The following is a 23014-nucleotide window of genomic DNA, read 5'->3' as shown; positions in this document are numbered from 1 at the left end:
TAGACTCGGGGACGCTTCCCGAGCGGACAGAGAGGTGTGTCGTGGACGTCTACCTGATCGATGAGTCGGGGATCTCGCAACGGACCGCCGACGAGCTGCCCGAGATGGTGCGCAGCGCGAACGACAACGGCACCGGCTTCGTCTGGGTGGACATCCCGCAGTGCCGACTGCAGGAGTCCGAGATGCTCGGCGACGTCTTCGGGTTCAGCGAGATCGCCTTGCACGACTGCGTGATCCGCAACCACGTGTCGAAGATCCAGGCCTACGACGACCACGTGTTCACGGTGCTGCACGCCCCCCAGATCGGCGCGCACGGGCACGTCCACTACATCGAGCTCGACCAGTTCCTCGGCGCGAACTACCTCATCACCATCCACGGGCCGCTCAACCCCAAGGTGGAGCCCGCCGTCGCGTTCGTCGACACCGGGGCCGTCCTCGACCGCATGAAGAGCGGGAAGTTCCTGCCTCGCACGGCGTTCGAGCTGTCCTCGGCGATCATCTCGACGATGACGCGACGCGAGATCGACATGATTGCGACCTTGGCCGAGCAGTCCGGCAAGCTCGAGCAGCGCGTCATGTCGGGCGAGGTGATGAAGGACTCCGAGGGCTTCCTCACCGACCTCTTCCAGGTCTGGTACGAGCTCCTGGCGATCCGCACGATCGCGGTGCACAGTACGGCGACCTACGACCGCATGGCGCGGCTGGCGCGGTTCCTCCCGGCCGACCACGAGCCGCTCGTCGCCGACCTCGCCGACCGCTTCGAGATGGTGTCGAGCATGGCGGACGGGCAGCGCGAGTCCCTGCACGGCGTCATCGAGTTCTTCCAGACCCGGGTGAGCACCCACCTGACGATCGCCTCTGACGACCTCGCGCAGATCTCGGTGCGCCAGAACGACGACATGCGCAAGATCTCGGCCTGGGTGGCGATCATCGCCGTCCCCACTGCGGTGACCGGTTTCATGGGCCAGAACGTGCCGTATCCAGGGTTCGGCACGGCGGCGGGCTTCTACGCCTCGACGACGGTGATGCTCGTCATGGCGATCGTGCTCTACGTGTTCTTCCGCCACAAGGAATGGCTCTAGCCCGCTCCCGCCGACTTATTGCCCTGAATCCACGGTTTGGGGGCCACCGGTGGCCCAGATCGGTCGACTGCGGGCAATAAGTCGGGGTGCCACCAGCTTGGCGCGGCGTCACGGAAGTCCGATGGTGACAGCGCCGCGGCTCCAGCGGGCAGGCGACCCACCAGGGGAGCCTGCGCGACGGCGGGCAGGTCGACGAGGTTCTGTTCCTCGGCCAGCCCTGGCTGCTGCGGCCATGAGCCGATGACCACGCCCAGCAGCGGCAACCCGCGGCTCGCCAGCGCCTCGGCCGTCAGCGCGGTGTGGTTGAGGGTGCCGAGCTCCGCGGCGGCGACGACGAGGTAGCCCACCGTCACGCCGGCCTCATGCAAGCACGTCCCGAGGTCCGCCAACGTGCCCCCTGCGCCGTCGAGTCGCACGAGCAGACCCCCCGCGCCTTCGACCAGCAGGACGTCCACGTCCCGGGCGAGATCCTTGACCGACTCAGCCACGGCCTCGACGCGCGGCAAGTCGACCCCCTCGAGTCGAGCGGCGGTGTCGGGCGCGAGCGGGTCCCGCAGCCGCACCAGCTCATGGGTGCGCACCGCCGCGTCGTCGCCGATCAGCCGGCGGATCTCCTCGACGTCACCAGGTTCGCCCTCGGCAACGCCGGTCTGGGTCGGCTTCACGACCCCGACGGTGAGTCCCCGCCCGTGCAGCGCCGCCGCGAGGGCGGCCGTGGTCACCGTCTTGCCGACGCCCGTACCGGTCCCGGTCACGAGAACCACCCTGGGCAGCGCCACCGCCTCAGGCACGTGGCACCAGGGACTCCAGGACGGCTGCCGCCCGGTCGAGGTCGTGCCGCGTGTGGTTGGCGTGGGCGGTCAGTCGCAGCCGGGACGTGCCGTCCGGGGTGGACGGCGGCCGGAAACAGCCGATGCGTATGCCGCGTGCCTCGGCTTCCGCGACCGCGGCCAGCGCGTGCGCCGGGCCGGGCATCGCGACCGAGAGGACTGCTCCCGCCGGCGCAGCGACGCCACACGCCGCCGCAAGTGCTGCCGCGTTGGCCCGGGCTCGCTCTGGCAGACGGGGGTCTGCGCCCAGGACCTCGAGGGCACCCAACGCCGCGCCGGCCGCTGCTGGCGCCAAGCCGGTGTCGTAGATGAACGGCCTCGAGGTGTTGACCAGGTGTTGGCGCACTGACCGGTGGCCCAGGACGACTCCGCCTTGTGCGGCAAGGGATTTCGAGAGGGTTGCAGTCACGACGACGTGGTCGCACGTGGTGATGCCGGCGTGTGCGGGGCCGCCCTCGCCGCGCGCACCCAGGACCCCGAGCCCGTGGGCGTCGTCCACCAGCAGCACCGCGTCGAACTCCAGTGCCAGGCTCGACAGCTCGGCCAGGGGTGCGGCATCACCGAAGACCGAGTAGATCGACTCGACCACGACGACGGCTCGGCGCTGCGTGCGGTGGGCGAGCAGCTCGCGCACGTGGCCGAGGTCGTTGTGGCGGCTCACGACGACGGTGCCACGGCTGAGCCGGGCGCCGTCGATGAGGGAGGCGTGGGCGTGGGCATCGGACACGATGAGGGTGTCGGCGTCGGCCAGCGCGGTCAGGGCGCCGAGATTGGCGTGGTACCCGGTGGAGAACACCAGCGCCGACGGCGCAGCTGTGAGGTCGCAGAGTGCCTGTTCGAGGTGCTCGTGGATCGGCAGGGTGCCGGTCACCAGCCGCGATGCGCCGGCCCCGCCACCGTAGGTCTCGGCGGCGGCCACGGCACCGGCCACGACCGCAGGGTGTCGACGAAGTCCCAGGTAGTCGTTGCCTGCAAGATCGAGGACCTCGTCAGCCTTGAACGGCGTGGTCGCGCGGCGGAGCCCGGCGCGGTCGCGGGACTGCGCCTGGGCGGCCAGCCAGTCGAGGAACTCGCTCACCGGGGCATCCTCTCAGCCGTGCACGTCGGCGACGGCGGCGACCATCGCGTCGCAGATCGTGGCCAGGTCGTCGGCGGCGGTGACGTAGGGCGGCATGGTGTAGACGAGGTCGCGGAACGGCCGCACCCAGACCCCGCGGGCCAGGGCCGCCGCCGTCACCTCGGCCGCGCGAACCGGCTCGCCCAGCTGGACCACGCCGACGCCGCCGAGCACCCGGACGTCGACGACCGACTCGAGGCCGTCCGCCGCTGCGAGTCCGGTCGTGAGACCCGCCTCGAGCGTCGCCACCTGGCGGGCGAAATCGTTGGCCCGCAACAGGTCCAGGCTGGCCAGCGCCACCGCGCACGCAAGCGGGTTGGCCATGAAGGTCGGCCCGTGCATCAGCGCTCCGCCCGCGGCCTGACTGCTCACGCCCCGGGCGACCTCGCTCGTGCACAGGACAGCCGCGAGGGTGAGGTAGCCGCCGGTCAGCGCCTTGCCGAGGCAGAGGATGTCGGGCACCACCTCGGCGCGCTCCAGGGCGAACAGCGTGCCCGTCCGGCCGAACCCGGTGGCGATCTCGTCGAAGATGACGAGCGCGCCGTGCTCCCGCGCGAGCGACGCGAGGACCCGCACGGCATACGGGCTGTGGAACCGCATGCCGCCGGCGCCCTGGAGGACCGGCTCCAGGATCACGGCGGCGACCTCGTGGGCGTGGGCGGCGTAGAGGCTCCTGGTCTCGCGCTCCCACGCGACCATGGCCGGGTCGTCGTCGGGCACGTCGACCCCCGCGGGCGGGACGGGTGCGAACACGTGCTGGGGGAGTATGCCGCTGAACAACGAGTGCATGCCACCCACCGGATCGGTCACGGACATCGGCGAGAAGGTGTCGCCGTGGTAGCCGCCGCGGATGGTGAAGAAGCGGGTGCGCGTCGAGCCGGTGCCCACCTGGAGCTGCAGGGCCATCTTCATGGCCACCTCGACCGACACCGAACCGGAGTCGGCGAAGAACACGTGCTGCAGCGGGTCCGGCGTGAGGGACACGAGCCGCTCGGCGAGGGCGATCGCGGGCTCGTGGGTGAGCCCACCGAACATGACGTGGCTCATCTGGTCGAGCTGGCGGTGCGCCGCCGCGTCGAGCTCGGGCACCGCGTAGCCGTGGATGGCGCACCACCACGACGACATGGCGTCGATGACGTCCTGCGACGACCCGTCCGCGTGGCGCAGGCGGAGCCGCACGCCCGACGCGGAGTCCACGAGGAAGCGCGGGTCGTGGACCAGCGCCGAGGAGTAGGGGTGCCAGACGTGGTCCTGGTCGAACGCGAGCAGCCGGTCGAGGTCACCCATCGTGGCTCTCCCCGTGCTCGACGCACACCGCCGACCACCCCCGTGGGAGCACCTGCACCTTCATCCGGCGGCGACAGGCTGGGCAGAACCGGGGCGGCTCCAGAGCCAGGGCACGGTCGCAGGCGGCATGGTCGCCCGCTGCCCGCGCCTCACCGCAGCGGGCGCACCACGGCGCAGTGTCCGGCATACCTCAGGGCTCAGAAGGTCTGCCCGAGCGCCTTGATCGGCATCTCGAGGTCGGCCAGCAAGGCGAGGTCCTCACGGGGGTCGCGGCCGAGGGTGGTCAGGTAGTTGCCGACGATCACGGCGTTGATACCGCCGAGCAGGCCGTCGCGCGTGCCCAGGTCGCCGAGCGTCAGCTCACGACCCCCGGCGTAGCGCAGGATGGTGTGGGGGAGCGCGAGGCGGAAGGCGGCGATCGTGCGCAGCGCCTCACCGCTGTCCATCACCGGCAGGTCGCCGAAGGGGGTGCCGGGTCGCGGGTTGAGGAAGTTGAGGGGTACCTCGTGCGGCGCGAGCTCGCCCAGCTGGGCCGCGAGCTCGGCCCGCTGCTCGAGCGTCTCTCCCATGCCCACGAGCCCGCCGCAGCAGAGCTCCATGCCGGAGTCCTTGACCATGAGGCAGGTGTCCCAGCGCTCCTCGAAGGAGTGCGTCGTGACGACCTGCGGGAAGAAGGAGCGACCGGCCTCGAGATTGTGGTTGTAACGATGCACCCCCATCGCGACGAGGTCGTCCACCTGGTCCTGCGTGAGCATGCCCAGCGAGGCAGCCACCTGGATGTCGACCTCGGCCCGGATCGCGGCGACGCCCTCGCGCATCTGGTCCATGAGGCGCGCGTCCGGCCCACGAACGGCAGCGACGATGCAGAACTCGCTGGCGCCCGTCTCACGGGTCTGCTTGGCTGCGCGGACCAGCTCGGGGATGTCGAGCCACACCGACCGCACCGGCGAGGTGAACTGCCCCGACTGGCTGCAGAAGTGGCAGTCCTCGGGGCACCCGCCAGTCTTGATGGACACGATGCCCTCGACCTCGACCTCGGGGCCGTTGTAGGTCATCCGCACCTCGTGGGCGAGGGCCAGCAGCTCCTCGAGCTGGTCGTCGGCGGTGTTCATGACCGCCAGGATCTGCTCGTACGCCAGTGGCTCACCGCGTCCGAGGACCTGCTCCCGGGCGGTGCTGAGGATGTCTTCGTCGACTCTCGGCTGTGCAGTCATAGGGGGAATGGTGGCCCACTGGAGGGGGCTGGTGCCACACGTCTCATCCAGTGGCGTGTGGCGTCATGACGGTGGCGAGGCGCGCCCCGGCGGCGGCGAGGTCGGCCACGGACAGGCCGACGTGGTCCAGCCGGGCCACCATCGGGCCCTCAGCCACTGGTCGCCGAGCGGACGTAGTCGGCGTACACCCCCGCGCTGGGCTTGGCGGTGCGGACAAAGGTCGTGCGGTCGACCTCGTGCAGGCCCAGGTGCATGTCGTAGCCGAAGATCCACTCGAAGTTGTCGAGCAGGGTCCAGTGGAGGTACCCGAGGACGGGCACACCGCCGTCGATGACCGCCCGCAGCTCGTCGAGCGACGGCCCGATGAACGCGGCGCGCACGCTGTCGTCAGCGGTGGCCATGCCGTGCTCGGTGACGAGCACCGGGACCCCGGTCTGGTCGTGGGCGTAGCGCACGGCGCCGGCCAGTGACTTCGGCTCGACGGCCGAGCCCATCTGGTTGAGGACGGCGCCGTCCGGTGCAGCCTGTTCGCCCTGGCCGTCGTAGCTGCGTCGCTCGTAGTTCTGCACCCCGATGAAGTCGTCGGCGCGGGCCAGCTCCAGCCAGCGCTGGTAGACCTCGGCGCGCTTGCGGTCGCGCACCGTCGCGTCGTCACCCGCCACGACGTCGTCGATGATGGCGAGCGACAACCCGACGGGCAGGTCAGGCCGGCGGGACTTGATGGCCGCCTTGGCCGCCACGTGGCCGGCCGCCATCCCGTCGCCGATGGCGTCCATCTCCTCCGGGAGCATGACGTTGCCGGCGCGGTAGCGCTCGACGCCCGCCTCGCGCGACGCGGCGTCGAGGGTGGCGCGCTCGAGGTCGCGGACGAACGGGGGCAGGTCGACCCAGGTCAGCATCCGGGGCAGGTCGGGCTCGTTGAGGGTGACGGCCACCGCGATGCGGTCGCCGAAGCGGTCCATGACGACGCCGCAGTACCGCGCGAAGAGGTCTGGCGCCGCCGCGTCGAGCCACGCACCCTTGGCCGCGAACCAGTGCGGGGAGGTGAAGTGGTTGAAGGTGACGACGGGTGCGATACCGAGCTCGTGGCACCGGTCGACGACGGCCTCGTAGTGGTCGAGCGCAGCGTCGGAGAACGACCCCTCCCGCGGCTCGACCCGAGCCCACTCGACGGAGAACCGGTAGGCGTTCAACCCCATCCCTGCGACGAGGTCGAGGTCCTCGCGCCACAGCTCCCAGCCGTTGCACGCCTTGCCCGAGGGCGCCCGGAAGATGGTGGGCGAGACGTGCTCGAGGAACCAGGTGTCGCTCCCGGTGTTGTCGCCCTCGTTCTGGTGGCCGGCGGTGGCGACTCCCCAGAGGAAGTCTTGGGGAAAGCGGTCGTCAGTCATGGCGGTTGAGCCCTTCGGGGTCGGCGGTGAGGTACGAGGCGAAACGTCGGTCGGGGTCGCGGTGGGCGCGAATCTCATTGAGCCGCACCCAGTTCTCGTCAGACAGGAATCGATCCTGCCGCTGGGTGAAGTCGGTGTCGCCGAGGTAGACCCCGACGCCGCCGTGCCGGGCGATCGAGGCGGTGCGCTCGTGCACCCAGGTGCGGTACCTCTCGTCGTCCGCGGCGTCGGCATAGATCGCATAGGTGGCGACATAGACGTTCCCCTCGACGGAGAAGGCCATGTCGGGTAGCTGGCGGTTGGGCGCCCACCCGTACCAGATCGAGAAGGAGTGCTCGGTGTCGAGCTCGCCCCACAGCCGGGTGAGGACTGGGGCGAGGACGTCGGCCGACGCGTCCGTCCAGGTGCAGTCGACGGCATACCGGTAGCCCTCGGGGTTCTGCGCGGTCTGGGCGAGGTTCTCCTCGAGGATGGTCGTCGGACCCTGGACGTGGCCCAGGGCGCGGCCCGCGAGAGGTCCGTTTGACAGGGGCGTGAGCAGGGCGCGGACCTCCGCTTCGGTGTCGCCCATCACGGTCGTGTGCAGCAGGAGCAGCGTGCCGTCGGGGCGGACGAGGCCCTCATCCAGCGGGACGTCACGCAGCCGGGTTGCCGCGACGACCGGTTCGACCCGTCGGTCCAGGCTGGGCAGCACGTCGTGCAGCCAGTGCAGCAGCTCGGCGCCGTCCTCGAGGGCGAAGGTCCAGGTGTCCTGCCACATCACCGGTGGTGCCGGATAGGTCTGCAGGTGGAAGCGCACGACGATGCCCGGGAAGCCAGGGCCGGCGCCACGGGCGGCCCAGTAGAGGTCGGAGTTCTGGGTCGCGTCGGCTCGGACGAGCTCGCCCGCGGCGGTGACCACATCGACCGCCACGACGCTTTCGCAGGCCCACCCGCGCGAGCGGCTTGTTCCAGCCCTGACCGCCCTGGAGGAGGAATCCGCCGATGCCGACCGACGCGCAGTGGCCGCCGGGGAACGCGCGGCCGTGGTCGGCGAGGAACGGTGCGAGCTCGAGGCCGCCCATGGTCGCCGGACCCGCGGTGACAATGCCGGTCGCGGGGTCGTACGCCATCGCCCTGAGCGCGCCGAGGTCGATGAGCAGAGCGTCCGCGCGCAGGCTCCAGGCGGCCCACGAGTGGCCGCCGGACCGCACCGAGACAGTCCAGCCGCGCTCGGCCGCGAGCCGCACACCAGCCACGACCTCCTCGATGTCCGCAGCCTCGAGCACCGCGGCGGGCAGCCGGTCGGGCTTGCGGGCGTTGAAGATCCGGCCAACCCTGGCCGGCTCGTAACCCTCCTCGCCGCGGAGGAACAGGTGGGCCGTGGTCGTGCTCATCCGACCGCCGCCGTGCCACCGTCGACCGGTAGGTTGGCGCCGCTGATGTGCCGTGCCTCGTCGCTGGCGAGGAACAGGATCGCGTGGGCGACGTCCTCGGGCTGGCCCCAGCGCCGCAACGGGATTCGCTCCCGGATGGCCGCTGCAGGTCCATCCGGGTCGCGCAGCATCGGGCTGGTGTGCGGGGTCTCGGTCATCGCCGGGCTCACGGCGTTGACCCGGATCCCGTGCGGTCCGCCCTCGACGCAGAGCTGGGCGGTGAGCGCCAGGACGCCGCCCTTGGCGGCACCATGGGCGTTCTGCGGCATGAAGAACGCGCCGCGCGATCCCGAGATCGAGCCGACGTTGACGATCGAGCCACCGCCGCGGGCACGCAGGTGCGGCCACGCGGCACGGGTCACGAGGAAGACGATGTCGAGCTCGTGGCGGATCGTGAACGACCAGTCCTCCCACGACAGCTCGTCGATCGTGCCGAACCGGATCGCGGACGCGTTGTTGACGAGCACGTCGACCCCACCGGCGACCGCGGCCGCCTCGTCGACCCAGCTGCGGGCACCCTCGACCGTGGACAGGTCCACGGGAGCCATCGCGTCCATCCGGCCACCGGCGGCGCGCACCAGGTCGACGGTCTCCGCGGACGCGGCCTCGTTGAGGTCGCAGCCGACGACGTGGGCACCCTCGCGGGCGCAGACTACGGCGGTCGCACGGCCGATGCCGCCGCCAGTGCCCGTCACGAGCACCGCCAGGCCGTCGAGGCGCCCGGTCACGGGGTGCGCCCCTCGTCGCCCGGCTCGGCACCGGTGCGCGCGAGGCTGTGGGCCAGGCCGGACAGGCCGCCGCCGGCGACGAGGACGTGGAGCGGGCGGGGTTCGGTCATGGCAGTCACCTCTGGTCCGGGCGGATGGTGGGATCGAAGTCGTCGTATGCCGTGGCGCGTTCCTCGATCTCGGGGCGTCGCGCCGCGTGCCGGCCCGCGGTCTCGAGGATCTCGCGGTAGTGCTCGCGCTTCTCGGCCAGCGTGATCACCGAGGTCGTCAGGTCGGTCCACGAGACGCCCGCGTCCGCGCGCAGCTCCCCGGTGGCCCCGCACGTCGCGCATTGGACCGCGGTGCCGCGCAGGACGACCACGTCGAGGTGGCACAGGGGGCACAGGCCCGGCTCACCGGCATACGTCGCGTCGTCGAAGGCGCGCCCCAGCTGGCTCGCGACATGGGCGCCCAGCTGCGCGGCACGCGCGACCGCGGGCTCGTTCAGGACGACGGACTTCGGCGTGCCCGCACCGCCGACCGCGAACTGGTCGACGACCGCGGTCTGCATGGAGAACGTGAGGACGTGCATCGCCGGCAGGGTCAATGTGTGCCACCGGTCGACGAGCGAGCCGCCCACCGCGATGAAGCCGGCCACCCGAGGCTTGAGGACCCGCTCGTCCACCCGGAACGCCATCGCCGGCTCCTCGCCCCGGCTGCGCAGGTCGAGCAGTGTCGCGATGATCGCTGCGTCGGCGTTGGGGCCGAGCAGCCGGTCGGCAAGGACCTTGAGCCGGCCTGGAACCGTGCGGCTGAACATGGGGGAGGAGACGATCAGGCCGTCCGCGTCCATCAGCCGCTCCCAGAACCACCAGGCGTCGTCGCGGTCGGTGGGGTCCGGTCCGCTGGGCAGGTGGAGCTCCTCGAGCCGGACCAGCTGTACCTGCGCCCCGGCGGCCTGCGCCGACCTCAGGGCCTCCTTGAGCAGGATCTCGGCGCTACCCCCGGGTGCGCCGCAGCTCAGGCCCAGCATGGTGGTGGTCATCTCGTCTCCTGCGCGGTCGGGTCGGAGGAGGGCGCCATCGGGCGAAGGGCGTCGGTGCCGTCCCAGCCGTCGGCCAGGGCACTGAGCCGGGCGCGCTCGGCGGCCAGGTCGGGCACGACCCAGCTGACGTGGCCAGGGCCGCCGTTCGCCTCGTCGAGGTCGTCGACCCCGTAGCCGAAGTGGTGGACTGCGACCACGCACGGCCTCCCCACGTCAGAGAGCGCCTTCGCTCTATGGAAGTGATATTCTCAGAGTGAGAGTACGTCATCGTGGCCCGCAAGGGAAGAGGCCCGGTTCAGATCAGCCAGCGAGGAGTCCACCGACCATGCAGCTCACCCACCTCGGGCACGCGTGCCTGCTCGCCGAGACCGCGACGGCCCGGCTGCTGTTCGACCCGGGCACGCTGTCGCAGTTCGACGAGGTGCGCGACCTCGACGCCGTCCTCGTCACCCACGGGCACGCCGACCACATCGACCCGGCTCGCATCAACGCGCTCCTCGCAGCCAACCCCGGGGCAGTCCTGGTCGTCGACCCGGACACGCCCGATGTGGTGCTCGGCCTACCCGAGCACCGGGTGGCGCGACCGGGGGACCGGTTGAGCCTCGGTGGGGCCAGCGTCGTCGTGCTCGGCGGGTGGCACGCGGCGGTGTGGCGCGAGATCCCCGGCTGCACCAACTCGGCCTACCTCGTGGACGACGGGGCGTTGCTGCACCCGGGGGACTCGTTCCTCGTTCCGGATCAGGACGTCGACGTGCTCGCCGTGGCGGTGGACGGTCCCTGGCTCAAGCTCGCCGAGGCGGTCGAGAACGTCCACGCCGTCGACCCGCGCGTGGCTATCCCGATCCACGCTGGTGAGACGACCGACCCCGGCAAGTACGCCGGCATGCTGAGCGCCTTCAGCCCCGAGCGCGTCGTGCGCCCGCTGGTCCCCGGTGTGGCGACGGTTCTCTAGCCCGCTCGCTCTGGGGGTTGGCTGGCCGGGTGGGTGAGGCCGTGGTGGAACGACGGGCGACCACTGGACAGGTGGTGCAGGTCGTATGCCGTCTCTGCGTGGAGGACGAGGTCGATGCCGCTGACCTCGTCGTCGACGTGGATGCGGAAGCCCAAGAGCCGTTCGACGGCCAGACCGAGGACCCCGGACACCACGAAGGCGTAGACCATCACCACGAGGCACCCGAGCGCTTGGCGCCCGAGCTGCCCGACCCCACCGCCGTAGAGCAGGCCGTTCACACCCGTGGGTGCGCTCGCCGTCGCGAGGAACCCGATGCCAAGGGTGCCGACGAGGCCTCCCACCAGGTGCACCCCGACGACATCGAGCGAGTCGTCGTAGCCGAACCGGTGCTTGAGCCCGACAGCGAAGGCGCACACCATGCCGGCCAGGGCACCCATGGCGATCGAGCCGAGCGGTGACAGCGAGGCGCACGACGGGGTGATCGCGACGAGGCCCGCCACCATGCCCGACGCGGCGCCGAGGGAGGTCGCGTGCCCGTCGCGGTAGCGCTCCACGGCCAACCACCCGAGGGTGCCGGCGGCACCGGCCAGCAGGGTGGTGGTGAAGATGACGGCGGCCTTCTGGTTGGCGGCGAGAGCGGAACCGGCGTTGAAGCCGAACCAGCCGAACCACAGCAGGCCGGCGCCCATCATCACCAGCGTGAGGTTGTGGGGGCGCATCGGGTCCTTGCCGAAGCCGTGTCGGCGGCCGAGGACGAGGGCAAGGGCGAGCCCCGAGGCGCCGGAACAGATCTCGACCGCGGTTCCGCCTGCGAAGTCGACGAGGTGCACCTGGTTGGCGAGCCACCCGCCGACGTGGCTGCCCGAGCTGGCGTCGAAGACCCAGTGGGCGACCGGCGCGTAGACGACCACGGTCCACACGCTGACGAACGCCATCCATGCGCCGAACCGGGCCCGGTCGGCGATGGCGCCCGAGACGAGTGCCCCCGTGATCACGCAGAAGAGCCCCTGGAAGACCGCGAAGAGGATGACGGGGATCGGGGACACGCCGTTGCTGGATGCCGCCATCAGGCCATGCAGCCCCACGTGTTGCAGCGGGCTGCCGAGCAGCCCCCCGCCCACGTCGTCACCGAAGGCGAAGGAGTAGCCGACGACGGTCCAGACGATGATGGCTGCGGCCAGCGCGCCGAAGGTCATCATCATCATGTTGAGCACGCTCTTGGCCCGGACCATGCCGCCGTAGAACAGCGCCAGGCCCGGGGCCATGAGCAGCACCAGGGCGCAGGAGACCAGCAGCCAGGCCGTGTCGCCGGTGTCCAGGGCAGACGGTGTCCCGGTGAGTAGGGGCACGCGCGATCACCTCGCGGGGGTGGGCGGCGTGCTGCTGGGCACGCCGGTGGACGGGACCGCCACCGTAGCGAGGCGGCTCGTTCAGCTCACCGTCGAGTGGGACACCTCACAGCCGCCCGAGCCGCCGTTGAAGTCGTTCGCCCAGGTCGACTGGACGGGGTAGCTGCCCGTGCTCAGGGTGATGTTCTGGGACGCGCCCTGCCCGGAGGAGATCCATGCGCACTTGTCGCCGTTCTCGTAGCCGGTGAGGTCGGTCCACCCGCCGGCCGGGAACTGGTCGGTGATCGTCTCGGCATACTCGTGGCCCTCGACGATCGTCACGCCGTCGGTGACACCGGACGGGCCGGGGTTGACGAAGTTCGACCCGCAGCTCGACCCGGCGTCGGTGACGTAGGGCTCGTTCGTGAACGCCAACGGGCCGTAGGGCGAGGTCGGCGCACCGCCGGAGAGGCTGGTGTCACCGGTGTAGTCGTGCCACGCGCAGAACTGGCTGGTGGTCGTGTTGAAGCCGTCCGGGTGGGTGCCCGTGGGGGAGAGGACGACGTACTGGACGTTGCGGTTGGCGGCGGCCGTGGTGTTGCCGAAGTGCCCGGCTGCCTTGACTGCCTCGGCGCCGATCTGGTTACCCGTGGCCTGAGCCGGCGCGGGAGCCGACGGGTCCGCCCAGACGCCGGCGAGCGCACCGCCGGTCGGGTAGCCGACATGGGCCGACCCGGACGGGCAGGAGGTCGCGCCACTGGCGACACCCTCGCAGTACTGGGTCATCACCCCGGACCAGCTGTCACCGTTGGTGCCGAGTCCCTTGAAGAAGCCCTGGAGGATCGGCGCCGTTCCCTGCGGGTCGCCGGTCAGGGTGGTGTTGCCCTTGGCGTCCGTGCCCGCCGTGCCCCACTGGGAGCCCCAGAACACCAGGTAGACCTTCGGGGCGCCCGTGGTCACGCCGACCCCGCTCGTGCCCCCGCCGTACCGCAGGTTGTTCAGACCGAGGTTGGGCAGGCCCGCCCCGAGGGTCTGGACGAGCCCGTGCCGGTAGGGGTGTCCGGCCAGGTCGCCAGCGCCGCCGGGAACGGTCACCGACGGATCCGTGGGGCCCACGGGCGCGGCCTGCGCAGCGAGCGCCGGCGCCATCGCGCTGGCGAGGGCCGCGACACCGAGGGCGGCGAGGACGCGTGCGCGGACGCGGCGGTTACCGGTGCGGTCGGGGTTCGGGTTCACAAGAGGCCTTTCGTCGACGGCAGGCAGGCCACGGGTGTGGCCGATCTGGACAACGAGGACCTGCCGGGTGGGTCACACCCTCGGGCTTAAAGAGTTGGCAAAGACTCGCTCCAGGTGTGCCGGCCCGGGCCGACGCGGTGCGTGCCACCCTGGGGCAGGACGACCTCGGCGGTGGCGGCCCCGGGCACGGCGACGTCGAGGGTGAACACACCCGCGTCGAGCCGCCAGGCGGTCTCGATCCGGCCGTACGGCGACTCGAGGGTCGCGTGCGCCGAGGTGAGGCCGCCACCGGGTCGGGGTCGTACCTCGAACGAGCGGTAGCCCGGTGAGGCCGGCCGCAGCCCGGCGACGTAGCGGTGCAGGAACGACACGACGGCGCCCTTGCTGTAGTGGTTGAGCGACTCGTGGGCGACCCCCGCAGCGTCGACCCCGTTCCAGCGCTCCCACACGGTGGTCGCCCCGCGGTCGAGCATGGTCAGCCACGACGGCTCGGAGTCCTGCAGCAGCAGGGCGTAGGCGGTCTCGAGGTGGCCGTGGTCCGCGAGGACCGGCAGGAGCATGGGTGTCGAGAGGAAGCCGGTGCCGAGGTGCGTCCCGGCCGCCTCGATCAGCCGGACCAGCTCGTCCGCGACGGCCTGGCGGTGCTCGTCCGCGACCAGCCCGAAGGCGAGCGCCCGGACGTGCGCGGCCTGCGTGGCCGTGCGCAGGGACCCGTCGGGACGCACGAACTCCGCCTGCCAAGCCGCTCGAGCACGCTCGGCCGTGGTCGCGTAGTGCTCGACCTGCGCAGCGTCGGCGCCGATCAGCCCACCGATCCGCGCGGCGGTCGCCGCAGACCGATGGAGGTATGCCGTGGCCACCTCGCCCTGGTCCTGAGCAGCGAAGGCGCCGAAGTCACTCAGGTCGGCATCGGGCTCGAGCCACTCACCCCAGTGGAACCCGGCATCCCAGAGGTACTGCTCATGGTCCGCTGCCTCAGGTCGCGTCGCGGCGCGGAAGGGGTGGCGCTGGTCCCGGGCGGCGCGGGCGGCGTAGTCGACCCACGCCGTGAGCGGACCCCACAGCTCGCGCAGCAGTGACGCGTCGGCATACGCCTCGTGGAGGTCCCACGGGGCGCTGACGACGACGTCTCCCCACCCGGCCGAGCCGTTCACGTGGCCCACTGGACCGCTGAACCCCTCGATCGGTGGGCACGGTGAGATGTTGGCGACGCAGCCGTCGGCCCGCTGGTCGAGCGCGACGTCCCGCAACCACTTGCGGGTGAACCCGAGCACGTCGAACAGGTACGCGGCCGTCGGCGCGAAGATCTGCCAGTCACCGGTCCACCCCGACCGCTCGCGCTGGGGACAGTCGGTCGGGATGTCGCAGATGTTGTCGCGCAGCGACCAGACCACGGCCTCGTGCAGCGCGTTCACGCGCTCGTCGCTGCACTCGAACCACCCTGTGCGGCGCAGGTCGGAGTGGACCACGACTCCGGTGACGTCCTCGGGGGTGAGCTCGTCAGGGTGACCTTCGACCCGGACGTAGCGAAAGCCGTGGGTCGTGAACCGCGGCTCGAAGACGTCGCCGGGCCGGCCTGCGGAGGTCACCTCGTCGACCTGGCCGACCGGCAGCGCCTCGGGGAAGATCGGCACGTCCACGTCGAGGTGGGTCGTGGTGAGGTCTCCGTCGGGACCGAGGTGCTCACCGTGACGCAGGACGAGCCGCGTGCCCTCCGGCCCCAGGCGCGACAGCCGCGCCCAGCCGTTGATGTTCTGGCCGAGGTCGACGACCTGGTGGTCGCCGCCCTCGCCCACGCGCGCCACGGAGACCGGTCGCAGCTCCTCGATGCGGCGCACCGGCGGTGCGACCGGGCGGACGACCGCCGCGGTGACTTCCCGAGGGACCACAGGCAGCCATGATGAGTCGTCGTATGCGGGGGTGTGCAGGCTCGGGTCGACCAGCCGTCGGTCCTCGCGCTGGCCCCCGATGAGGTCGGCCACGGTGATGTGGGAGGTGGACCACCGCCAGTCCGGCCCGGTCGCGACCACGCTCAGCCAGGCGGGATCCGCCGGGCCGGCGATGGGCGCGTCCGGTACGTCGATCTGCAGGCGGAGCGCGAGGTCCGTGCCGTACTGGTCGGCCGCCCGGGGGAGTCCCACCTGGCCCCGGTACCAGCCGTCGGACACGAGCACCGCCACGACGTTCTCGCCCGCGAGCACCAGGTCGGAGACGTCGTGGCTCTGGGCCTGCACGCGTCGGGCGTACTGCGTGTAGCCGGGTGCGAGCTCCTCGTCGCCCACCCGCTGACCGTTGAGGTGGACCTCGTAGAGCCCGAGCGCGGTCGCCTCAAGGCGAGCCCCATCGGCGGCCTGCTCCGCGGTCAGCTCGAACCTCGCCCGCAGCCAGTACGCAGGGCGCAGGCCCTTCTCCGGGCGCTGGTCCTCGGCGACCCCGACCCACTGCGCGCTCCAGTCGCTCTCGTCGAGCAGACCGCTGTCCAGCTCGACCGGGTCGCTCCACGTGCTCGCGCCGAGCTCGGTCCACACCATCACCCGGGCGGCGGTGGCCCGCCGCGAGCGGTCGAACACCGAAACGCCGACGCGGACCTGGTCAGCGGACTCGACCCGGCCGGTGTCGTAGCCGTCGTCGGTGACGATCCGGTAGGCGTGCTGCGTGACGGCTCCCGGCGGCAGCCACCACGACAGGCGTGGCTGGTCGCCGCGACCGAACGGGTCGCCGCCGCCGACGTCGGCGCGCACCGACTGGGGGGCGGGGCTGGACGAGCTCACCGGCGCGGCATACCGATCAGAGGAACATCGAGGGCCGGGCCCCGGTGATCCAGCCGACGAGCTGGTCGTTGTCGGTCTCCGCGGTCGGCAGGTCGGCGACCTTCTGCCCCCGGTTGAGGACCGCGATCCGGTCGCAGACCTCGACGGCGAGCGGCAGGTTGTGCGTCACCAGGACGACGGCGATGCCGGTGTCGGACATGCGCCGGATGAGGGTGTGGACCTGCTGGGTCTGCTCGTAGCCCAGTGCCGCTGTGGGCTCGTCGAGCAGGAGCACACCGTTGCGGTCGCCGGTCACCCTCGTCGCGCTGCGCGCGAGGGCCACCACCTGGCGCTGTCCGCCGGAGAGCATCTCGACGGGGCGGGTCATCGCGGCGGTGCGCACGCCGAGGCGGTCCAGCTCGGCCTCGGCGCGGCGCCGCTGCGCCTTGTGGTCGACGAAGCCCAGCCAGCCGAGCGGGCCCTTGTGCAGGATCTCGCGGCCGAGGTTGAGGTTGGTCGAGATGTCCGCGGCGTCGACGAGGGCGAGGTCCTGGTAGACCATCTGGATGCCCGCCGACGTCGAGTCGCTGGGGGAGTGGAAGTCCACCTCGCTGCCGTGCACGCGGATGGTCCCGCCGGTCGGCCGATGGGCACCCGACATGATCTTCAGGAGGGTCGACTTGCCCGCTCCGTTGTCGCCGAGCAGGCCGACGACCTCGCCCTGGCCGACGTGGAAGTCGATGGACGCCAGGGCACGCACGAAGCCGTAGTGCATGTCGACCCCCTCGAGCTCGAGAGCCGGGACGTCGGTCGCGGTGGTCGCCCGGGTGGTGGGTGCGGTCGGGGTCGTCATCGGTCAGCTCCTGCCTGAGTGGACGGACGCCGAGGCCGTGGCCACGAGCCGGCGGGAGACCGCGGTCGACACCCACTTCTCGAGGCCGAGCGAGGCCAGCAGGAGGAAGCCGGTGACCCCGGTGGCCCAGTAGGGCTGGACGCCCTTGACGGTCAGGCCGTTCGTGATGGTGCCGAGGACGAGCGCGCCGACGAGGACGCGCGGCAGGCTGCCACGCCCGCCCGCGAGCGAGACACCGGCGAGGGCCACGGCCGTGAGGGCGTCGAAGATGATGCCGGGGCTCGCCGAGGGGCTGGCCTCGGTGACGACAGCGGTGGTGACCAGACCTCCGAGGGCGGCGCAGATCGAGCTGATGACGAATCCCGCCACCTTGTAGCGGTCGCTGTGGATGCCCGAGCGGCGCACGGCTTCGGCGTTGCCGCCGACCGCCATCATCCGTATGCCGTCGCGCGTGCGGGTGAGGAACACGGTGAGGACCACGAAGAGCACCGCCACGATCCAGACCGGGGCGGGCACCCCGAGGTAGCGCTGGGTGCCCATGAAGGTCAGGTTGGTCAGGCCCGGGAAGGTGTAGCCGCCGGCGATGAGCGCCGCGGCCGCGGTGGTGATCGACAACGTGCCGATCGTGACGATGATGGGGTTGAAGCCCCGCAGGGAGATCAGACCGTTCGCGAGCCCGACCAGCGCACCCACCGCGATACCAGCGGCGATGGACACGACGACGAGCTGACCGTGCGTCATCAGCCAGCCGGTCGTGCAGCTGGCGATGGCGGCCACCCCCGGGATCGACAGGTCGAGCGCTCCACAGATGATGCCGACCGCGACGCCCGCGGCGAAGATCGCCGTCAGGGCGGCGCCGTTGGCGATGAGGACGCTGTTGTCGAGGGTGGCGAAGTAGGGGCTCGCCCAGAGCGAGAAGATCACGATGATCAGGGCCCAGAGGACGAAGATGCCGCGCTCGCGCACGAAGATCAGGGCGCGGATCGCGAGCGGGTCACTCGTCCCGGCGGGGGCCACCGCAGTGGCCGCTGCAGTGCCCGCCGCGGCAGGCCCCGGCGTCCCGGCCGCCCCCTCCGGAGAGGGGACGGCCGCGCGCGGCGTGGTGGGAGTGGCGTTCATGAGGGTCATCTCAGCCGTTCTGGGTGACGATCTTCTGCGGCACGACCAGCACCTGGCCGACCGCCTTGGGGTCAGCCTGCATCTTGACCAGGGTGTCGAAGGACTGGGCCATGTCGGCCTGGAACTGCAGCGCGACGGAGGCGAAGATCTTGCCCGACTTCACGAGGCCGAGGACCTCGTCGTTGCCGCCGAAGTCGACGTTGCACCCGAGGGTCTTGCCAGCGGACTGAAACGCGGTGATGGCGGCCAGCGTGCCCTCGTCACCGGTGGACATGATGGCGTTGAGGTTCGGGTGTCCCTGCAGCGAGCTGGCGATCGTCGTCACGCCCTTGGTGCGGTCGACGATGATCTGCTCGTCGACGATCTTGGCCTGCGGAGCCGCCGCGGCCAGGGCCTTCTTCGCCGCGGCCTCCATCTCCTGCTTGCCGGCCGTCCCCGCGGCCGAGGTGGAGAACAGGACGTTGGCCTTGCCGCCGAGCTTGCTGTTGACGCACTTGCCGAGCTGGTCACCGATCGCGGTGCCGGCCTGCGAGTAGTCGATGTAGTCGAACGTGATCCCGGGCTGGGGGCCCGAGAGGCCGTACTCGTCCGGCTTGCCGTTGACGAGGATCGGGACGCCCTTCGACTGGGCCTTCTTGAGCATGTCGCCGAAGCCCTTGGGGGCGATCGCGAGCACCCACGCGGCGCCGACCCGGCCCGAGTCGATGACGGCGCTGAGGTCCTGGGTCTGCTTGGTGGGGTTGAAGTTGGGGTCCTGGACGACCACCTGCCAGCCCTTGGACCCGGCGTAGCCCTGGACGCCCTTGGACAGCCCCTGCAGGGCGGGCGGAGCGAGCGACAGCGGAGAGAAGACGAGGCTCTTCGGGAGCGCCCCGCCGCTGGCGGCCGAGGTCGAGGAGCTCGACGAGCTCGAGGACGACGAGGTGGTCGTGGCGGAGCCGGTCCCGGAGGCGCAGGCGGCGAGCAGTGCCGTCGCCGAGCCGATCGCCAGGACTGACAGGGATGTCGTGCGACGCCGACGAAGGGTGCTCACGATCGGTCTCCTCTTTGAGATGGGACTCTCACTACGTGAAAGTCACTTTCGATTTGTGAATACTGTAGGCGCACCCACCCCCGATGTCCACGGTTTTGCCGAAAGTCGCGGCGCGGACGCGGGCGGTGCTCAGGGTTTCTTCAGGCGGTTTCTTCGGGCGCCGAGCTGGCGTTGCCCGAGCGGGCCAGCTCGAGGCCTCGGACCAGGGCAACCATGAGGTCGTGTCGCGGCGTCGGCACTCCGACGCGCTGTCCCTCCGCCGCGATGCCGCAGTTGAGGACGTCGACCTCGCTGCGTCGCCCGGCGAGGACGTCCTGGAGCATGGAAGGCTTGTGCCAGTAGGCCTCTCGAATCGCTTCCTCGACCGACTCGTGGGGTGAGCGGGTGAGCGTGATCCCCGCGACGTCGCACACGGCAAGCGCCTCGGCGATCAGCCCGTCGACCTCGTGGCGCAGGGCCGGGTCGGTGCACACCTGACCCACGGTGAGCCCGGTCAGGGCGGACAGGGGGCTCGTCGCGGCGTTGAAGACAACCTTGGTCCACTGCGGGCCGCGGGCGTCGTCGAGCGCATGGGTCGGCAGCCCGCCCTGGGTCAGCAGCTCGGCGAGCCGGGCGATCGAGCCCGCCGGGGCGGGGCTGGGCTCGAACGGGCCGAACCAGGACTCCCCGGGTGCGTCGAACCGGACCACCCCGGGCTCCGGGACGGCCCCTGCGGGCACGATGCTGCCGCGGATGACGAACGGCACGACCTCGGCGATCGCCTCCTCGTTGCCGATGCCGTTCTGGACGCTGACGGCCGCGGCGGACGCGATGGCCCCGCGCGCGGCCTCGACGGCCGCGCGCGTGTGGGCCGACTTGGTCGCCACGATCGCGAACTCGCAGGATGGCAGGTGGCGCGCGTCGGTGACCGCATGGACCCGGGCGACGAACTCGGCCGCACCGACGACCCGCAGGCCGCGCGCCGAGATGGCTTCGACGTGCTCGGTCCACGGGTCGACGCCCCAGACCTCGACGCCGTCGACGCGGGCGAGGTGCGCGGCATACAGGCTGCCGATGGCACCGCACCCGAGCACGGCGACCCGAACCGGCGAGGAGGTGGTGGTCATGCCTCGACCACGCTGCGCAGCAGGTCGGCGCATGTCGCGGGGTCGGCGCCGCCCACCCCGACCCCACCGACGAGGCGGCCCTCCTCGGTGAGGGGGAGTCCACCCGGCAGGGCGAGGAAGGGGGCCGGGTGGAGCGCCGCGACGGCGGCCAGGGACGGTCCGTAGTCGGTCGCGAGCCGCTCGCTCGGCGCGCCGAACCGGGCGGACGAGGTGGCCACCGCGAGGGCCACCTCGACGCCCGCGGCGGCTGCGCCGTCCATGCGGTCCTGCTGCACCGGGTCGCCGCCGCGGTCCACGACGGCGACAGACACGCGAAGGTCACGGTCGGTGGCGGCCGCCATGAGTCGGTCGCACAGCGCGATGGCCCAGTTGAGCTCGTGCTGGCGGGAGGCGGCCGGTGCAGTCGCCATCCCGCGGCTCGCCGCCGGCTCGACCCGCAGCTCACCGAACCGCGCCGACCACCGGCCCTGGTCGTCGCCGTGCTGCGAGACGTAGGGGAGGTCGAGGGCGTAGGCGATGAGCAGGTCTTCGGGGTTGGCCGGCTGCCCGTCGACGCTGAGGTCCTCGGCCGCGAGCCCGGCGGGGAAGAACGGGCTCACGGTGGCGCCGGATGCCGCGATGCCGCCGACCACGACGCCGTCGTCGTCGACGATGGGCAGTCCACCGCCGCCGGGAAAGGCTGCCTGTGGGGAGACGGCGACGAAGCCTGCCGCGATCGGCTGGGGGAGCGAGGTCATCCGGTGGAGGTGCTCGACGCTCGGGATCTGCTGCGTGGCGGAGATCCACGCCTTGGAGGCGGCGCGCCCCATACCGCCGAGTCCGCCGTGGTCGAGCCGCGAGGCGGTGACCAGGGCCCCGCTCGCCCCGACGACCGCGATCCCGCCGTGCAGGCCGAGCTGCTCGGCCTTGTCCACGGCCCTTCGGACCACGGCGCGGGCCTGGGCCAGGGAGATGTCGCGCGGGTGGGTCGCGGCCATGGTCAGGCGCCGACCATGTTGTAGCCGCCGTCGGCGACCAGGTACCCGCCCGTCATGTGGTGCGCGTCGTCGGTGGCGAGGAACAAGCGCCGCCCCGGCCAGCTCGGCCGGCCCGGGGATGCGGCCCATCGGGGTCAGCTTGCGCAGCTGGTCGCCGCGTCCGGACTTCCAGTCGTCGCGTCCCAGCGTGGCCTCGGTCTCGATGAAGCCCGGCGCGAAGATGTTGACGCGCACCGTGGGCGCGAAGGCGTGGGCGTAGGACTTGGTGGCGCCGAGCAGGCCGTACTTCGCGGCGGCATACTGCGGTGCGCGGGCGCTGCCACGGACGATCACGGTCGAGCCGATGTTGACGATCGCACCATGACCCTGGTCGAGCATGCGCTGGCCGAACTCGTGGATGCAGGCCATGGTGCCCTTGATGTCGACGGCCAGGACGTGGTCGATCGACTCCTGCGTGATGTCGCGCCAGGACATCTGCTCGCGCGCGACGTCCCCGACGTTGTTGACCAGCACGTCGACGGAGCCGAGCTGTTCGAACGCCGCGTCAGCCATCGCGGCGACCTGCGCCCAGTCGACGATGTCGGCCTGGAGCAGCACGGCGTCCGCGCCCTCGGCGCGCACCCGCGCGGCGGTGCGTTCGGCCCCCTCCTTCGAGCTGCGGTAGTGGATCCCGATGACGCGGGCGCCCTCCTGGGCGGCCCGGACCGCGATCTCGGCACCGAAGCCCGTGCCAGCGCCGGTGACGACGACGGATCGGCCCTCGAAACGGCGGGGGATGGGCAGCGGGGGGAGTGACATGGACAGCCTTTCTGCGGTGGGGTCGGGTGGGGGAGCGGCTCAGGCGAGAACGCCCAGGACGAGCTCGTCAGACGAGCACGCGGCCCCCGTCGATGTAGAGGACCTGACCGGTGATGAACGCGGCGCGGTCCGAGGCGAGGAAGGTGACGGCGTCGGCGACCTCGTGGGGTCGGCCCAGCCGTCCGGCCGGCACGAGGGACTCCAGCTCGGCGCGGTGGCCGTCGCTGTCGAGGTAGGCGCGGGTGAGGTCGGTTTCGACGTAGCCGGGGGCGACGGCATTGACGGTGACGTTGTACGGCGCCCATTCCCGCGCCATGACCCGCATCAGCTGGTTGATGCCTCCCTTGCTGGCGGCGTAGGGCGCGTGGTTGGCGTGCGCCAGCAGGCCCGAGACCGAGGACACGAAGACCATCCGCCCGTAGCCGGCTGCCACCATGCGTCGCCCCATCTCCTGACCCAGCCACCACGCGGTGGACAGGTTGAGGGTGATCATGCCCTGCCAGTCGGCGTCGCTCAGGTCGAGGATCGGGCGGCGGTTGTTGCGGCCGACGGCGTGGAGGAAGACCTGGGGGGTGCCGACCACCTCGACCGCCTCGTCGAGCGCGGCGCGGCTCCCCTCGGGGGTGCTGACGTCCACGGTGCGGGTCTCGAGCGACACCCCGGTGTCCTTCGCGGTGCGGTTCACCGCGTCGAGGTTGGCCTCGTTGACGTCGAGGACGACCACACTGGCCCCCCTGTGCCGCGAGGCTGAGGGCGCTGGCCGCTCCGAGACCT

The 23014-nt window shown here is 71.5% G+C and carries 20 protein-coding genes and 1 pseudogene; 2 read left to right on the top strand and 19 right to left on the bottom strand.

What is annotated here, in order from left to right; translation table 11 throughout:
* Positions 1-41: 41 nt before the first annotated feature.
* Positions 42-1082 carry a magnesium transporter CorA family protein gene (locus GKE56_RS05795; RefSeq protein ID WP_154683729.1) on the top strand — a complete coding sequence of 347 codons (1041 nt, stop codon included), beginning with the start codon at positions 42-44 and terminating at the stop codon, positions 1080-1082.
* Here the strand turns inward: GKE56_RS05795 and bioD are convergent.
* The 10 genes and pseudogenes from bioD to GKE56_RS05745 all read right to left on the bottom strand — a co-directional run bounded on the left by bioD (position 1079) and on the right by GKE56_RS05745 (position 10285).
* The gene (bioD, locus tag GKE56_RS05790) at positions 1079-1837 is read right to left on the bottom strand and encodes a dethiobiotin synthase (RefSeq protein ID WP_230209218.1); all 759 of its coding nucleotides are present in this window, start codon (positions 1835-1837) and stop codon (positions 1079-1081) included. The two genes, GKE56_RS05795 and bioD, sit on opposite strands and share 4 nt — an antisense overlap.
* 28 nt (positions 1838-1865) lie before the next feature.
* Entirely contained in the window at positions 1866-2990 is a 1125-nt protein-coding gene (locus GKE56_RS05785; protein WP_154683728.1) for an 8-amino-7-oxononanoate synthase, read from the bottom strand.
* A 12-nt stretch (positions 2991-3002) separates the two neighbouring features.
* On the bottom strand, positions 3003-4316 hold the full coding sequence (locus tag GKE56_RS05780) for an adenosylmethionine--8-amino-7-oxononanoate transaminase (protein WP_154683727.1): 1314 nt from the start codon (positions 4314-4316) through the stop codon (positions 3003-3005).
* Between the two features lie 197 nt (positions 4317-4513).
* The gene (bioB, locus tag GKE56_RS05770; RefSeq protein WP_154683725.1) at positions 4514-5530 is read right to left on the bottom strand and encodes a biotin synthase BioB; all 1017 of its coding nucleotides are present in this window, start codon (positions 5528-5530) and stop codon (positions 4514-4516) included.
* 149 nt (positions 5531-5679) lie between these two features.
* Entirely contained in the window at positions 5680-6921 is a 1242-nt protein-coding gene (locus GKE56_RS05765; RefSeq protein WP_154683724.1) for a family 1 glycosylhydrolase, read from the bottom strand.
* Complete coding sequence (locus GKE56_RS05760) at positions 6914-7834, bottom strand: hypothetical protein (protein ID WP_230209217.1); 921 nt, start codon at positions 7832-7834, stop codon at positions 6914-6916. Before GKE56_RS05760 ends, GKE56_RS05765 begins: the two co-directional genes overlap by 8 nt.
* A gap of 43 nt (positions 7835-7877) precedes the next feature.
* Positions 7878-8297 (bottom strand): annotated as a pseudogene (locus GKE56_RS18160) (FAD-dependent oxidoreductase); the annotation flags it as partial.
* Entirely contained in the window at positions 8294-9064 is a 771-nt protein-coding gene (locus GKE56_RS05755) for an SDR family NAD(P)-dependent oxidoreductase (protein ID WP_154683723.1), read from the bottom strand. The pseudogene GKE56_RS18160 and the gene GKE56_RS05755, both read right to left, overlap by 4 nt.
* Positions 9065-9179: 115 nt before the next feature.
* Complete coding sequence (locus GKE56_RS05750) at positions 9180-10088, bottom strand: flavodoxin family protein (RefSeq protein ID WP_154683722.1); 909 nt, start codon at positions 10086-10088, stop codon at positions 9180-9182.
* Complete coding sequence (locus GKE56_RS05745) at positions 10085-10285, bottom strand: hypothetical protein (protein ID WP_154683721.1); 201 nt, start codon at positions 10283-10285, stop codon at positions 10085-10087. The genes GKE56_RS05750 and GKE56_RS05745 overlap by 4 nt, the downstream gene beginning before the upstream one ends.
* A gap of 128 nt (positions 10286-10413) precedes the next feature.
* On the opposite strand from GKE56_RS05745, the gene GKE56_RS05740 reads away from it, so the two are divergent.
* Positions 10414-11040: an MBL fold metallo-hydrolase gene (locus tag GKE56_RS05740; protein WP_154683720.1), complete on the top strand. Its 627-nt coding sequence runs from the start codon at positions 10414-10416 to the stop codon at positions 11038-11040.
* On the opposite strand, the gene GKE56_RS05735 is transcribed toward GKE56_RS05740, so the two are convergent.
* From GKE56_RS05735 to GKE56_RS05690, 9 genes are all read right to left on the bottom strand, one after another.
* Entirely contained in the window at positions 11037-12389 is a 1353-nt protein-coding gene (locus GKE56_RS05735) for an ammonium transporter (protein ID WP_230209216.1), read from the bottom strand. The genes GKE56_RS05740 and GKE56_RS05735 overlap by 4 nt on opposite strands.
* An 81-nt stretch (positions 12390-12470) precedes the next feature.
* A complete protein-coding gene (locus GKE56_RS05730; protein ID WP_154683719.1) occupies positions 12471-13604 on the bottom strand; it encodes a hypothetical protein in 1134 nt (377 codons plus the stop codon).
* 86 nt (positions 13605-13690) lie between these two features.
* On the bottom strand, positions 13691-16375 hold the full coding sequence (locus GKE56_RS05725; RefSeq protein WP_230209215.1) for a family 78 glycoside hydrolase catalytic domain: 2685 nt from the start codon (positions 16373-16375) through the stop codon (positions 13691-13693).
* A gap of 16 nt (positions 16376-16391) precedes the next feature.
* A complete protein-coding gene (locus GKE56_RS05720) occupies positions 16392-17207 on the bottom strand; it encodes an ATP-binding cassette domain-containing protein (RefSeq protein WP_154683718.1) in 816 nt (271 codons plus the stop codon).
* Between the two features lie 3 nt (positions 17208-17210).
* Positions 17211-18326, bottom strand: a complete 1116-nt coding sequence (locus GKE56_RS05715) for an ABC transporter permease (protein WP_154683717.1) — start codon at positions 18324-18326, stop codon at positions 17211-17213.
* 10 nt (positions 18327-18336) lie between these two features.
* Complete coding sequence (locus GKE56_RS05710) at positions 18337-19359, bottom strand: sugar ABC transporter substrate-binding protein (RefSeq protein WP_195908256.1); 1023 nt, start codon at positions 19357-19359, stop codon at positions 18337-18339.
* A gap of 140 nt (positions 19360-19499) precedes the next feature.
* Positions 19500-20465, bottom strand: a complete 966-nt coding sequence (locus GKE56_RS05705) for a ketopantoate reductase family protein (protein WP_195908255.1) — start codon at positions 20463-20465, stop codon at positions 19500-19502.
* The gene (locus tag GKE56_RS17255) at positions 20462-22240 is read right to left on the bottom strand and encodes an SDR family NAD(P)-dependent oxidoreductase (protein ID WP_230209214.1); all 1779 of its coding nucleotides are present in this window, start codon (positions 22238-22240) and stop codon (positions 20462-20464) included. The genes GKE56_RS05705 and GKE56_RS17255 overlap by 4 nt, the downstream gene beginning before the upstream one ends.
* A 67-nt stretch (positions 22241-22307) precedes the next feature.
* Complete coding sequence (locus tag GKE56_RS05690) at positions 22308-22964, bottom strand: SDR family NAD(P)-dependent oxidoreductase (protein ID WP_230209213.1); 657 nt, start codon at positions 22962-22964, stop codon at positions 22308-22310.
* Positions 22965-23014: the final 50 nt, after the last annotated feature.

The sequence above is a fragment of the Nostocoides sp. HKS02 genome, assembly GCF_009707485.1.
Classification (GTDB): domain Bacteria; phylum Actinomycetota; class Actinomycetes; order Actinomycetales; family Dermatophilaceae; genus Pedococcus.
Note: the sequence above shows the minus strand (reverse complement) of the source record. Positions and strands in the feature narration are given on the sequence as shown.

Coding starts and splice junctions, on each gene's coding strand:
- GKE56_RS05780 (WP_154683727.1), bottom strand. CDS start 4,316: ATGGGTGACCTCGACCGGCTGCTCGCGTTCGACCAGGACCACGTCTGG.
- bioB (WP_154683725.1), bottom strand. CDS start 5,530: ATGACTGCACAGCCGAGAGTCGACGAAGACATCCTCAGCACCGCCCGG.
- GKE56_RS05765 (WP_154683724.1), bottom strand. CDS start 6,921: ATGACTGACGACCGCTTTCCCCAAGACTTCCTCTGGGGAGTCGCCACC.
- GKE56_RS05750 (WP_154683722.1), bottom strand. CDS start 10,088: ATGACCACCACCATGCTGGGCCTGAGCTGCGGCGCACCCGGGGGTAGC.
- GKE56_RS05740 (WP_154683720.1), top strand. CDS start 10,414: ATGCAGCTCACCCACCTCGGGCACGCGTGCCTGCTCGCCGAGACCGCG.
- GKE56_RS05720 (WP_154683718.1), bottom strand. CDS start 17,207: ATGACGACCCCGACCGCACCCACCACCCGGGCGACCACCGCGACCGAC.
- GKE56_RS05715 (WP_154683717.1), bottom strand. CDS start 18,326: ATGAACGCCACTCCCACCACGCCGCGCGCGGCCGTCCCCTCTCCGGAG.
- GKE56_RS05705 (WP_195908255.1), bottom strand. CDS start 20,465: ATGACCACCACCTCCTCGCCGGTTCGGGTCGCCGTGCTCGGGTGCGGT.
- GKE56_RS17255 (WP_230209214.1), bottom strand. CDS start 22,240: ATGTCACTCCCCCCGCTGCCCATCCCCCGCCGTTTCGAGGGCCGATCC.